The sequence below is a fragment of the Delftia sp. UME58 genome (assembly GCF_014170385.1).
GTDB lineage: Bacteria > Pseudomonadota > Gammaproteobacteria > Burkholderiales > Burkholderiaceae_C > Comamonas > Comamonas acidovorans.
This window is the reverse complement of the sequence record NZ_LZZV01000021.1, coordinates 87,111-99,907: the sequence shown is the minus strand read 5'-3', so window position 1 is coordinate 99,907 and position 12,797 is coordinate 87,111. Positions and strand designations below refer to the sequence as shown.

The window sequence follows — 12,797 nt, the reverse complement described above, 5'->3', positions numbered from 1 at the left end:
ACGGAATCCATGCATGCATTTCGGCGCAATGGGGGCGGACTGAAGCCCTGGCCCCGGCCACAATGCCAAACATTGTCAAGCGCGTACGCTGCAAAAACCTGTGTGCAAACTGTGCGAAATCCTGTGCACATCCTGAGTTCAAACCTGTGGATTTCCTCTTTTCAAGTCTGTGATGAACCCGTTCATCCATGGTGCACGGCCAGCAGGGCGTCAATGAATACCCGGGCCGCACGCCCAGGCGCCACGGCATTGCGCCAGACGGCGAAGAAATCGCACAGATAGAAAAAGCGTTGCGGTGCCACGGCCTGCAGCAGGCCCTGGTCCTGCATGGCCTGTGCATAGTGATCGGGCAGAAAGCCCAGGTAGCGGCCCGATCGCACCAGCATGGCAATGGCCTCCTGATCGAACCCCGTGGCCTGGCGCTGCAGGCCGGCCTGGTGGCTGAGCGCCATGTTGGGTGACTGGTAGCCCAGGCCTGCGAAGGCATGCGCACCCAGGCTGCCCCAGTCCAGCGCGCCATGGTCGGCGCCATGCAGCGGATGGCCGGGGGCGCAGTACAGCTGCATGCGCTCGCCAAACAGCCGGGCGCTGTCCAGCGCACGCGAACTGGGTGCCGATGGCAGCACGCCTACCTGCCAGCGCCCCTCCATCAGCCCGCGCTCGATGGCCTGGATGGAGGCCACATGCAGGCGCAGATGCAGCTGCGGCGCCTGGTCGTGCAAAACGCCGATCGCCTCGGGAATGCGCGACTGCGGGTTGCCCACGGTCTTGTCGAACAGCGCCACGTCCAGCGTGCCGGCCAGCCGGCCATGGATGTCATCCACCTGGCCCAGGAAGCCTTCCACGCCACCGAGCAGTTGCAAGGTGGCCTCGTAGATGCGGTGGCCTTCGGGCGTGAGAGCGAAACCCGCGCGCCCGCGCCGGCACAGCGTCAGGCCCAGGCGCTCCTCCAGGTCCTTCATATGGCGACTCAGCGTGGAGCTGCCGATGTTCAGCTCCAGCTCGGCAGCCGACATGCCGCCGCACTCGACCACGGCCTTGAACACGCGCAGCAGGCGCAGGTCCATGTCGCCCAGCTGGCCCAGCGCGGCCCGTGCGCGCCCGTCCCGAGCCGGGCGGCCCGGGGTGCTGTCCATCGAAAAATCCGCCATCGCCCTTCGCCTCCCGGTGCCCGCCGGAACTGGCCACCACTACTGGGGAGCCACTATAGGCGAGCACCATGGCGGCGCCGGCCATGGATTCCCACAATGCGCTCTCTCGGGGCCCGGATCGGCAAGCCCTTGCTCACTTGCAGGAATCCGCAAGTGAACCTCGATATCACGCACTTCGAGAAATCAAAAGGCACGATCACAATGGGCCGGTTCCTTTTTTTCTTTCCCGGCCCGAGGAGATCACCATGACCCTGGTTCCCACCGAACAAGGCGCTGCAGCCGCCACGCGCACCGATGCCGCCTGGCTTGACGCCCACTGGATGCCCTTCACCGGCAACCGCGAGTTCAAGGCGCGCCCGCGCATGATCACCGGCGCCCAGGGCGCCTACTACACCGATGCCGACGGCCGCAAGATCTTCGACGGCCTGTCGGGCCTGTGGTGCTCGGGCCTGGGCCATGGCCGCCGCGAGATCGCCGAAGCCATCGGCCGCGCGGCCCAGCAGCTGGACTATGCGCCGGCCTTCCAGTTCGGCCACCCGGCCTCGTTCGCGCTGGCCAACAAGATCAAGGAGCTGACGCCTGCAGGCCTGGACCATGTGTTCTTCACGGGCTCGGGCTCGGAGGCGGCCGACACGGCGCTGAAGATGGCACGCGCCTACTGGCGCGCCAAGGGCCAGGGCGGCAAGACCCGGCTGATCGGGCGCGAGAAGGGCTACCACGGCGTGAACTTCGGCGGCATCTCGGTCGGCGGCATGGTGGGCAATCGCAAGACCTTCGGCCAGGGCGTGGAGGCCGACCACCTGCCGCACACGCAGCCGGCGCTGGGGTCCTTCCACAAAGGCATGCCTGCCACCGATGGCCGCGCGCTGGCCGACAGGCTGCTGGACCTGATCGCCCTGCATGACGCCAGCAACATCGCAGCCGTCATCGTCGAGCCCTTCTCGGGCTCGGCCGGTGTGGTGATTCCGCCGGCCGGCTATTTGCAGCGCCTGCGCGAGATCTGCACGCAGAACAACATCCTGCTGATCTTCGACGAGGTCATCACGGGCTTCGGCCGCTGCGGCGCCATGACCGGGGCCGAGGCCTTCGGCGTCACGCCCGACATCATGAACATCGCCAAGCAGGTGACCAATGGCGCCCAGCCCCTGGGCGCCGTGGTGGCCAGCAAGGAGATCTACGACACCTTCATGGCAGCGGGCGGCCCCGAGTACATGCTGGAGTTCCCGCACGGCTATACCTACTCGGCCCACCCCATCGCCTGCGCGGCGGGCGTGGCCGCGCTGGACCTGCTGCAGCGCGAGGACGGCCCGGGCCGCGTGCGCGCACTGGCCCCGTTCTTCGAGCAGGCCGTGCACAGCCTCAAGGGAGCAAAGCATGTGGCCGACATCCGCAACTTCGGCCTGGCTGCGGGCTTCACCATCGAGTCGCTGCCCGGCGAGCCGGCCCGCCGTCCCTACGAGATCGCCATGAAGTGCTGGGACAAGGGCTTTTACGTGCGCTACGGCGGCGACACCATCCAGATCGCGCCGCCCTTCATCAGCGAGAAGGCCGAGATCGAGCGGCTGGTCAGCGCCCTGGGCGATGCCCTGACGGAAACGCACTGAGCATCTCCGGCATATGAGAAAAGCCCCTGGGCCGTGAGGCCGCAGGGGCTTTTTACATGGCAACGGCAAGGCTGCGAAATCAGTCCAGCGTGATGCCCGCGTTCTTGATCACATCGCGCCACTTGTCCACTTCCACGCGCAGGAACTGGGCCGAGGCATCGGGCTTGAGGCCCGAGGGCAGCACGCCCATGGCGTCCAGCTTTTCCTTGACCTCGGGCGCGGGCAGGGCCTTGGCGATCTCGGCGTAGAGCCTGTCCACGATGGGCTTGGGCGTGCCTGCGGGCACGGCCGCGAGGAACCAGGCATCGGCCGTGAAGTCCTTGAGGCCGGCCTCGGACATGGTGGGCACGTCGGGCATGGACTGCAGACGCTCGTTGTGGGCCACGGCCAGGGCACGCACCTTGCCGGCCTTGAGCTGCGCGGCAATCGTCACGGCCGTGAGAAAGCCGAAGTCGGTCTCACCGGCTGCCAGCGACACCACGGAAGGCGCACTGCCCTTGTAGGGCACGTGGCCGATCTTGACCTTGGCCTGCATGGCATACAGCTCGGCGCCCAGGTGGTTGGGGCCGCCCGTGCCCGACGAGGGGTAGTTGAGCTTGCCGGGCTGGGCCTGGGCCGCCGCCGTCAACTCCTTGAGCGAGTGGAACGGGCTTTGCGCGCCCACGGTGAGCACCAGCGGGCTGCGTGCCACCAGGCTGATGGGCGCGAAGTCGCGCAGCGGGTCATAGGGCAGCTTGGTGTACAGGCCCTTGGCCATGGCCATGCAGCCCACATCGCCCAGCACCACGGTGTAGCCGTCGGCCGGCGCCTTGGCCACCAGGTCGCAGCCGATGGTGCCGTTGGCGCCGGGCTTGTTGTCCACCACCACCGTGGTGTGCATGCTCTCGCCCATCTTTTGCGCCAGCAGGCGGCCCAGGATGTCGGTGGAGCCGCCAGGCGCAAAGGGCACGACCAGGCGGATGGTCTTGGACGGATAGCTGCCTGCGCCCTGGGCCTGGGCGAGGGGCGCCGCCAGCGTGGCCGCCAGCGCCAGGCCGCCGGCCAGGGCGCGCCACAGGGCAGGGGTGCGGGAGGATGCGAAAGGGGTTTGTCTCATGCTGTTGTCTCGTGAGGGGGTGGAATGCGTGAAGGCCGAGCGCGCGGCAGCATACCAGCAGCGGGCGGCGCGAAACGCGTGGCGCGGGGCGGCAATGACCGGCGCGGGACAGTTCAGGAGGCCGCGCGCTTGCGTGCGGCGGCGGCACGCACGGAGGGTGGCTTGGGCAGCGCCTTCGGAGGTGCCTTCGGAGCCGCCTTTGCAGTGGGCTTTGCATTGGTCTTTGCGACGGCTTTTGCGGTGGTCTTTGCGGCCGGCCTTGCCGTTGTTTTTGGCGCCGTCTTTGCTGCCGTTCTGGGTGTCGTCCCTGCTGCCTTTTTTGGTGCAGTCCTCGGCACTGCCATCGCAGGCTTTTCCACCGGCTGCACGGCGCGTTGCGGACGCGGGCTGCGCAGGCTGTCGGCATCGAGGATGAGCCGCCCCTGGATGCGGCCCTTCATGCGCTTGACGCTGCTGGCCGCATCCCGCATGTGCTGCTGCATCAGCGCATGCACCTTCACGGCATCCCGTTCGCGTGCGGCCTGCACGATGTCGCGGTGGATCCGGGCATTGGCCTCGCCGAAGCGCCGGTGCTCGGACTGGGGCGTGCGGTTGGCGAAGACGATGAGCTGGCGAATCATCTCGTTGATGAGCTCGCAGGTGAAGCGCAGGAAGGGGTTGGGATTGGCTGCTGCAAGGATGTCGTGGAAGTTCACGTCCTCGCGCCGCTGGCTCACCAGGTCCTCGCTGCTTTGCGTGGGGTCGCAGCAGGCGATGCTGTGCTCCAGCGCATCGAAATCCGCCTCGGTCAGATGGGGCACGGCGCCTGCCGCCAGCTCGGGCTCCAGCATCTGGCGCACCGTGTAGATGTCGTCGATGGTCACCTCCTGGAAGAACAGGTAGTTCTGCATGAACTGCAGCGTGCGGTCCAGCGGCACCTCGACGACCGTGCCACCGCCCGAAGGGCCGGTGGAGATGGTGATCAGCCCCTGCACTTCCAGCGATTTGAGGGCCTCGCGGATCGTGCCCTTGCTGACCTGGAACTGTGCCTGCAGCTCGCTTTCGCGCGGCAGGCGGTCGCCGGGGCTGAGGTTCTTTTCGGTGATCAGGCGCTTGATCTCCTGGGCCACGAGATCCGGGCGCTTGAGCTGCCGGATTGCCAGGGAGGGCGACTTGGGTGTATCCATTGCTGTGTTCTCCGGAAGGGCACCGGATCGTGTCCGCGCCCAGTCTGCATGCGGGTTTGGTGCAGTATGCACCGCCATGGCGCGTGGCCGTGCCCGCCTAGGGTTAGCACGCGCCCTATTTCTTCTATTTATCACTATAAATATGAATCAAGGAGCCTGCACGCACCCATTCCGACTGGCATGCAACTTGCTCTGAAAAGCGTACCCGGGCCGCCGCGCCTTCAGTCCCCACCACGGAGATCCCATGCAACGTCGTCACCTCCTGCAACTCTCGGCACTGGGCGCATTGCCCGCATCGCTGGGCCTGGGCCGCAGCGTCTGGGCGCAGTCCAAGGACAGCATCCAGTTCGCCTGCCCCGTGCCCATGTCGGGCGCCTTCGCGGCCAACGGAAAGTATGCGGACCTGGGCATGAAGCTGGCCATCGAGCAGTACGGCAAGGCGCTGGGCCGGCCGCTGGCCTATACCGTGCTGGACACCGAGGGCAAGCCCGCCACGGCCGTGCGCAAGCTGCAGGAGTCTTCGCAGCAGCAGGGCACGCGCTTCTTCGCAGGCGGCATCCTGTCGTCGGAGGCGCTGGCCATGGGCAAGGAGGCCGAGAAGACCGGCGGCATCTTCATCACCACCGCAGGCGCCGACGAGATCACGGGCAAGGACTGCAACAGCGCCACCTTCCGCTGGTCGGCGCCCACCTTCGGCGCCATCGAGCAGACCGTGCGCCCGCTGGTCGAATCCCTGCCCAAGGCCAAGCGCTGGTACACCATCACGCCGCAGTACGTGTTCGGCGACGGCCTGCTGACGGCGGCCAAGAACATCTTCAAGGAAAAGGGCATCGAGCATGTGGGCAACAGCTACCACTCGCTGACCGAAAAGGAGTTCAGCGGCTACCTGACCAACGCCGTGGCCGCCAAGCCCGACGTGCTGCTGCTGCTGAACTTCGGCGCCCAGTCCTCGGACACGCTGCGCCAGGCCATCAGCTTCGGCATGAACAAGAACATGACCATCCTGATCGCCTGGGCCTCGGGGCTGGAGCAGTTCGAGTCGCTGGGCGCCGACCTGTGCGACGGCGTGTACTTCGGCGCCCAGTACTGGCACACGGTGGACACGCCGCTCAACCGCGATCTGGTGCAGCTCTGCAACGACAAGTTCAAGGCCAATCCCAACTACAGCCTGGCCGGCCACTACATCTGCACCAAGCTGATGATCGACGCCATCATCAAGGCCGGCACGGCCGACCCCAAGGCCGTGGTCGCCGCGCTGGAAGGCATGAAGTACCAGGGCCTGACGGGCGAGGAAGAAGTGCGCAAGGCCGACCACCAGGTGCTCAAGAGCTACTACCTGCTCAAGGGCAAGGCCAAGTCCAAGATGAAGAACAAGGACGACTACGTGGATGTGGTGAGTTCGGGCAAGTCCTTCCTGCCCGTAGACCAGACCGGCTGCAAATTGGCTTGAAAGCCCCCTGAGCGGCTACGCCGCTTCCCCCTCTCGCGTCGCGGGGGGGACGGCACCCTCGCAGCGGGGCGGCCCTTGCTCGGTGCCCCTCGCCTGGGCCTCGCCAGTTTCATGGCGAACCGCGCATCAAGGCCGCCACTGCGCCTCCTTCGTCCATCGTTTCGGACCCTGTATGAGCATCTATCTGCTTCAGACCATCAACGGGATCGGCATAGGCATGCTGTATTTCCTGTTGGCCGTGGGCCTGTCCATCGTTTTCGGCCTGCTGCGTTTCGTGAATTTCGCGCATGGCGCCTTCTACCTGCTGGGCGCCTATTTCTGCTACCAGATGACGCGCTGGGGCATGAGCTTCTGGCTGTCCCTGGTCGTGGTGCCGCTGGCCGTGGGCGCGCTGGGCTGGCTGGTGGAAAAGCTCATGCTGCGCCATGTGTATGCCAAGGCGCATGAGTTCCACATCATCGTCACCGTGGGCCTGGCCCTGGTGGTGCAGGAGCTGGTGATCGTGCAATGGGGCCCGCTGGGCGACAGCGTGGCCGTGCCCGATCTGCTGCAGGGCGTGGTGATGTGGGGCAGCTTCGTCTATCCCAAGTACCGGCTGTTCGTGATCGGCTTCACGGCCGTGCTGGCCGTGCTGCTGTGGTGGCTGCTGGAGGGCACGCGGCTGGGCAGCGCGGTGCGCGCAGGCAGCGAATCGACCGAGATGGTGTCCCTGCTGGGCGTGAACGTGCTGCGCATCTTCAGCCTGGTGTTCGCGCTGGGCGCGGCCACGGCGGCGCTGGCCGGCGTGCTGGCCGCGCCCATACGCGGCGCCGAGCCCTTCATGGGCGTGGAGGCGCTGGGCGTGGCCTTCGTGATCGTGGTCGTGGGCGGTCTGGGCAGCTTCGGCGGCGCCCTGGTCGGCGGCCTGCTGATCGGCATCGTGCAAAGCGTGATGAGCACGCTGTGGCCCGAGGGCGCGCGCCTGATGATCTACGTGGCCATGGCCGCGGTGCTGCTGTTGCGACCCCATGGCCTGCTGGGCCGCAAAGGATGAAGACCATGACCAGGCATTCCCATATCCTTCTCGCGCTGGCCATCGTGGTCGCCATGCCGCTGTGCATGCAGTCGGGCTCGCTGGCCAGCGAGGTGCTGATCTTCGGCCTCGCGGCCATGGGCTGCAATCTGCTGCTGGGCTACACGGGGCTGCTGTCCTTCGGGCAGGGCATCTTCTTCGGCCTGGGCAGCTACACCATCGCCCTGCTGCTGACGCGCTGGCCCCTGCCCATGCCGCTGGCCCTGCTGGCCGCCACGGCCATGGGGGCCGTGGGCGCGGCCATCGTCGGCTGGGTGGCCATACGCCAGCGCGGCACCTACTTCGTGATGCTCACCCTGGCGTTTGCGCAGATGTTCTATTTTCTGGCCTACTCGGCCACGGGCATCACCGGCGGCGACAACGGCCTGCTCGATGTGCCCCGCCCCGCCCTCGCGGTGGCCGGCCAGACGCTGTGGCCGCTGGCCACGCCCTGGCAGTACTACGGCTTTGTGGCCGTGCTCTTTCTGGTGGTGTTCTGGCTGCTGCGCCGCGTCTGCGACTCCATGTTCGGCCGCACCCTGCTGGCCGTGCGTGACAACGAGGAACGCGCCGCCGCCGTGGGCTACGACCTGAGGCTGCTCAAGCTGCAGGCCTTCGTGATCTCGGGCGCCGTGACGGGCCTGGCCGGCGCGCTGCACGCCATGATGACGGGCATCGCCCCGCTGTCCAACGCCGAGTACCACACCAGCGAAATGATCCTGGTGATGACCGTGATCGGCGGCACGGGCAACCTGCTGGCCTCGGTGTTGGGCGCGGCCTTCTATGTGCTGCTGGGCGACTGGCTGTCCACCCTGTGGCCGCGCTGGCTGCTGCTGCTGGGCGTGGTGCTGATGATCGTGAGCCTGGGCCTGCAGCGCGGCCTGTGGGGCCTGGGCGAGAGCCTGTGGGCCCTGGTGCGCCGCAAAGGGCCGGCAGATGCCGAGGCGGCCGCTGCAGGAACCAAAGGAGGCCAGGCATGAGCGCCGCAGCATCTCCCATCCTGCTCGAAGCCGTGGGCGTCGAGAAACGCTACGACAAGTTCGTCGCCCTGGGCGGCGTGGACCTCAAGGTCCGCGCCCACACCGTGCACTCGGTGATCGGCCCCAACGGCGCGGGCAAGACCACGCTGTTCCACATGCTCACGGGCACCAAGAGCGTGAGCGGCGGGCGCATCGTGTTCGACGGCCACGACGTGACGCGCGAGCCCGACCACCGACGCGTGCGCCGTGGCATGGCACGGTCCTTCCAGGTCACCAGCCTGTTCCTGACCCTGCCCGTGCGCGAGAACCTGCGCCTGGCCGCCCAGGGCGTGGCGCCCGCCAGGGCGCTGGACTGCTGGAACGCGCCCGTGGGTGCTCGCGCCCTGGCCGATACCGTGGCCAGCGTGCTCTCGCGCCTGGGCCTGGAGCGCCACGCGGACACGCCGGCCGGCAACCTCTCGCATGGCCAGCAGCGGCGGCTGGAGGTGGGCATGGCCCTGGCCGCGCGGCCCAAGGCCATCTTCCTGGACGAGCCGACCTCGGGCATGGGCATCGACGATCTGGACGAGATGAAGCGCCTGATCCAGGGCCTCAGGGACGAGCACACCGTGGTCCTCATCGAGCACAACATGAACATCGTCATGGACATCTCCGACACCATCACCGTCATGCAGCAAGGCCGCGTGCTGGCCGAAGGACTGCCCCACGAAATCCGCGCCGACGAGCGCGTGCGCAGCGCCTACCTGGGCAACATGATCACGGGAGGAAAGGCATGAGCGGTCCCCTGCTTTCGGTCGAGGGCATACACGCCCACTACGGCAAGAGCCATGTGCTGCAGGGCGTGTCGCTGCAGGTGCAGGACGGCGAACTGGTCACGCTGCTGGGCCGCAACGGCGCGGGCAAGACCACCACGCTCAAGTCCATCGCGGGGGTGATGCAGCCCTCGCAGGGGCAGATCCGCTTCGGCGGTGAACCCGTGCACCGGCTGGCCACGCACCAGGTGGCCCAGCGCGGCATCTGCCTGGTGCCAGAGCACCGCGGCATCTTCAAGCTGCTCACGGTGGAGGAGAACCTGCTGCTGGGCCAGCGCAAACGCTCGCCCTGGCAACTGGCCGACATCTATCGCATCTTCCCGCGCCTCAAGGAGCGGCGCGGCAACGGCGGCGGCCAGCTGTCGGGTGGCGAGCAGCAGATGCTGGCCATAGGCCGCGCCCTGATGAACGCGCCGCGGCTGCTCATGCTGGACGAGCCCGTCGAGGGCCTGGCGCCCGTGATCGTGGAGGAGATCGTGGCCCAGCTCAAGACCATCAAGGCCGCGGGCGTGGCGATCTTGCTGGTGGAGCAGAACCTGGAGGTCTGCACCCAGCTGGCCGACCGCCACTACATCATCGAACAGGGTGCGATTGCGCACGAGGCAGGCAATGCCGCTTTCCTGGCCGATGACGCCATCAAGGACCGGTATCTCGGTGTAGGGATCGTCTGATCCACCGCTTTTCGCATTCCCAGGAGTCATTCATGGATCTCAGTACCCCTCTTGCAGCCACCGCCGTTGCGGCCGGGCTGCGCACCGACGGCGCCCGCCTGTGGCAATCGCTGATGGACCTGGCGCGCATAGGCGCCACACCCAAGGGCGGCGTGTGCCGCCTGGCGCTGACGGACCTGGACCGCCAGGGGCGCGATCTCTTCGTGCAGTGGGCGCGCGAGACCGGCTGCAGCATCCGCGTCGATGCCATCGGCAACATCTTCGCGCGGCGCGCGGGCCTGGACGATGCGCTGCCGCCCGTGATGACGGGCAGCCACATCGACACCCAGCCCACGGGCGGCAAGTTCGACGGCAACTACGGCGTGCTGGCCGGGCTGGAGGTGCTGCGCACGCTCAACGATGGCGGCGTGCGCACGCGCGCCCCGGTGGAGGTGGCCGTGTGGACCAACGAGGAAGGCTCGCGCTTCGTGCCCGTGATGATGGGCTCGGGCGTGTTCGTCAATGCCTTCACGCTGGAGCATGCGCTGGCCCAGCGCGATGCCCAGGGCGTGAGCGTGGACGAGGCGCTGCGCGCCATCGGCTATGCCGGGCCGGCCGGCCCGGCGCCTGCGGTGGGCGCGTATTTCGAAGCCCACATCGAGCAAGGCCCGGTGCTGGAAAACCATGAGCGCGTGATCGGCGTGGTCAGCGCCGCGCTGGGCCAGCGCTGGTACGACGTCAGCGTGCAGGGCATGGAGGCCCATGCCGGCCCCACGCCCATGGAGCTGCGCCGCGACGCCCTGCTGGCCGCCAGCGACCTCGTGGCCGAGGTCAACCGCATTGCCATGGAACGCCTGCCGCACGCACGCGGCACCGTGGGGTCGCTGCAGGTGTTTCCCAACTCGCGCAACGTGATCCCGGGCAGCGTCACGCTCAGCGTGGACCTGCGCGCGCCGGACGACGGCCAGTTGCTGGACATGGACGCCGCAATGCGCGCGGCCTGCGAGCGCATTGCGGCCACGCGCGGCGTGTCCATCGACGTGGAGCAGGTGGTCTACTTCCCGCCCCAGCCGTTCACGCCGCATCTGGTGGAGGCCGTACGCGCCAATGCGGCCGACCTGGGCTACAGCGCCATGGACGTGGTCAGCGGCGCGGGCCACGATGCCGTCTACCTGGCGCGCGTGGCGCCTGCGGCCATGATCTTCGTGCCCTGCGCCGACGGCATCAGCCACAACGAGATCGAGGATGCCGAGCCCGCCCACCTGGAGGCCGGCTGCAACGTGCTGCTGCGCGCCATGCTGGCGGCGGCGGGCGTGGTGCAGCCAGCGGACAGCGGGGTGCCGGCATGAAGATCCTGATCGCCCGGCTCAACCACGAGACCAATACCTTCTCGCCCGTGCCCACGCCCATGGCGGCGTTTGCGCCCACCTATGGCGAGGCGGCCCATGCCGCCAACAAGGGGATGCGCACGGCCATGGCCGCCTTCATCGACCTGGCCGAGGCGACGGGCGCCACCCTGGTCACGCCCGTGTCGGCCACGGCCAACCCCAGCGGCCCCGTGCATGCGGCCGCCTATGACGAACTCACGCGCCGCATCGTGGCGGCCGCACCGGGCTGCGATGCCATCTTGCTGGACCTGCACGGCGCCATGGTGGCCGAGAACAGCGCCGACGGCGAAGGCGACCTACTCGAACGCGTGCGCGCCGCCGCACCCGGCGTGCCCATCGGCGTGGCGCTGGACCTGCACGGCAACATCACCGAAAAAATGGTGGGCAATGCCGACGTGATGGTCGGCTTCAAGACCTATCCGCACATCGACATGTACGAGACCGGCGAACACGCGGGCCGCCTGCTGCTGGACATGCTGGCCGGCCGCGCGCGCTACGCCGTGTGCTGGCACCGCCTGCCGCTGATGAGCCACACGCTGCGCAGCACCACGCTGGACGGCCCCATGCTGGACGCCGTGAACGCCGCGCGCGCCCTGGAAGCGGAGGGCCTGCCGGCGGTCTCGGTGTTCGGCGGCTTCTCGCTGGCCGACATCGCCGCGCCCTGCGTGAGCGTGGTCGCCACCTGCAGGACCGACGAGCGCGCGGCCACCCAGGCGAGCGTGGACGCGCTGGCCGCCCGGATCTGGCAGCGGCGCGCCGACTACGTCTACCGCAGCGAGCCGCTGGCCGATTCGCTGCGCCGCGCCCAGGCCCTGGCCGAAGGCGCCGACCGCCCCGTGCTGCTGCTCGACCATGGGGACAACTGCATGTCGGGCGGCACCTGCGACACCATGGATGTGCTGCAGACCGCGCTGGAGCTGGGCCTGTCAGGCATTGCCGTGGGCCCGCTGTGCGACCCCGAAGCGGTTGCCTCGCTCACGGCGGCGGGCGAAGGCGCCGAGGTGGAGATCGCGCTGGGCAACAAGGTATCGCTGGAGCGCATCGGCCTGCACAAGCAGCCGCTGCGGCTGCGCGGCACGGTGCGCGCCGTCAGCGACGGCGCCTACACGGTCAGCGGCCCCATCTACACGGGCCAGCGCTGCCAGATGGGCCGCACGGTCTGCCTGGACACGGGCGCAGCGCAGATCGTGATCACCGAGCAGACGCACGAGCCCTGGGACCTGGGCGTGTTCCACTGCGTGGGCATGGACCCGACGCGCTTTCGCTTCGTGCTGCTCAAGTCGCGCATGTACTGCCGACCCGTCTTCGTGCCGCTGTCTGCCGGCCTGGTCGAGTGCGACAGCCCCGGCGTGACCACCTCGGACTATTCGCGCTTTCCGTTCGCCCGGGTCAGCCGCCCGGTGTTTCCGCTGGACGCCATCTGACGGACGCCATGTGATTGCCCGGCTT

The 12,797-nt window shown here is 68.0% G+C and carries 11 protein-coding genes; 8 read left to right on the top strand and 3 right to left on the bottom strand.

The window, feature by feature from the left end:
- Window positions 1-182 precede the first annotated feature (182 nt).
- Window positions 183-1,151, bottom strand: coding sequence for a LysR family transcriptional regulator (locus A9976_RS09375; protein ID WP_183018775.1), 969 nt, complete (start codon window positions 1,149-1,151; stop codon window positions 183-185).
- A 245-nt stretch (window positions 1,152-1,396) separates the two neighbouring features.
- Here A9976_RS09375 and A9976_RS09370 point away from each other — a divergent pair, with 245 nt between their 5' ends.
- Entirely contained in the window at window positions 1,397-2,755 is a 1,359-nt protein-coding gene (locus A9976_RS09370) for an aspartate aminotransferase family protein (protein WP_183018774.1), read from the top strand.
- Between the two features lie 79 nt (window positions 2,756-2,834).
- On the opposite strand, the gene A9976_RS09365 is transcribed toward A9976_RS09370, so the two are convergent.
- Complete coding sequence (locus tag A9976_RS09365) at window positions 2,835-3,851, bottom strand: tripartite tricarboxylate transporter substrate binding protein (protein ID WP_183018773.1); 1,017 nt, start codon at window positions 3,849-3,851, stop codon at window positions 2,835-2,837.
- A 113-nt stretch (window positions 3,852-3,964) separates the two neighbouring features.
- A complete protein-coding gene (locus tag A9976_RS09360; protein ID WP_183018772.1) occupies window positions 3,965-5,017 on the bottom strand; it encodes a FadR/GntR family transcriptional regulator in 1,053 nt (350 codons plus the stop codon).
- Between the two features lie 244 nt (window positions 5,018-5,261).
- Here A9976_RS09360 and A9976_RS09355 point away from each other — a divergent pair, with 244 nt between their 5' ends.
- The 7 genes from A9976_RS09355 to A9976_RS09325 all read left to right on the top strand — a co-directional run bounded on the left by A9976_RS09355 (window position 5,262) and on the right by A9976_RS09325 (window position 12,772).
- Window positions 5,262-6,467 (top strand): ABC transporter substrate-binding protein, encoded by a 1,206-nt coding sequence (locus A9976_RS09355; RefSeq protein ID WP_183018771.1) that lies wholly within the window; start codon window positions 5,262-5,264, stop codon window positions 6,465-6,467.
- A gap of 172 nt (window positions 6,468-6,639) precedes the next feature.
- Window positions 6,640-7,500, top strand: coding sequence for a branched-chain amino acid ABC transporter permease (locus tag A9976_RS09350; protein WP_012207821.1), 861 nt, complete (start codon window positions 6,640-6,642; stop codon window positions 7,498-7,500).
- Between the two features lie 5 nt (window positions 7,501-7,505).
- Window positions 7,506-8,498, top strand: coding sequence for a branched-chain amino acid ABC transporter permease (locus tag A9976_RS09345; RefSeq protein WP_183018770.1), 993 nt, complete (start codon window positions 7,506-7,508; stop codon window positions 8,496-8,498).
- A complete protein-coding gene (locus A9976_RS09340) occupies window positions 8,495-9,274 on the top strand; it encodes an ABC transporter ATP-binding protein (protein ID WP_012207823.1) in 780 nt (259 codons plus the stop codon). Before A9976_RS09345 ends, A9976_RS09340 begins: the two co-directional genes overlap by 4 nt.
- Window positions 9,271-9,981 (top strand): ABC transporter ATP-binding protein, encoded by a 711-nt coding sequence (locus A9976_RS09335; protein WP_183018769.1) that lies wholly within the window; start codon window positions 9,271-9,273, stop codon window positions 9,979-9,981. The genes A9976_RS09340 and A9976_RS09335 overlap by 4 nt, the downstream gene beginning before the upstream one ends.
- Before the next feature lie 32 nt (window positions 9,982-10,013).
- Window positions 10,014-11,309, top strand: a complete 1,296-nt coding sequence (locus tag A9976_RS09330; RefSeq protein WP_183018768.1) for a Zn-dependent hydrolase — start codon at window positions 10,014-10,016, stop codon at window positions 11,307-11,309.
- On the top strand, window positions 11,306-12,772 hold the full coding sequence (locus tag A9976_RS09325) for a M81 family metallopeptidase (protein WP_183018767.1): 1,467 nt from the start codon (window positions 11,306-11,308) through the stop codon (window positions 12,770-12,772). Before A9976_RS09330 ends, A9976_RS09325 begins: the two co-directional genes overlap by 4 nt.
- Window positions 12,773-12,797 lie beyond the last annotated feature (25 nt).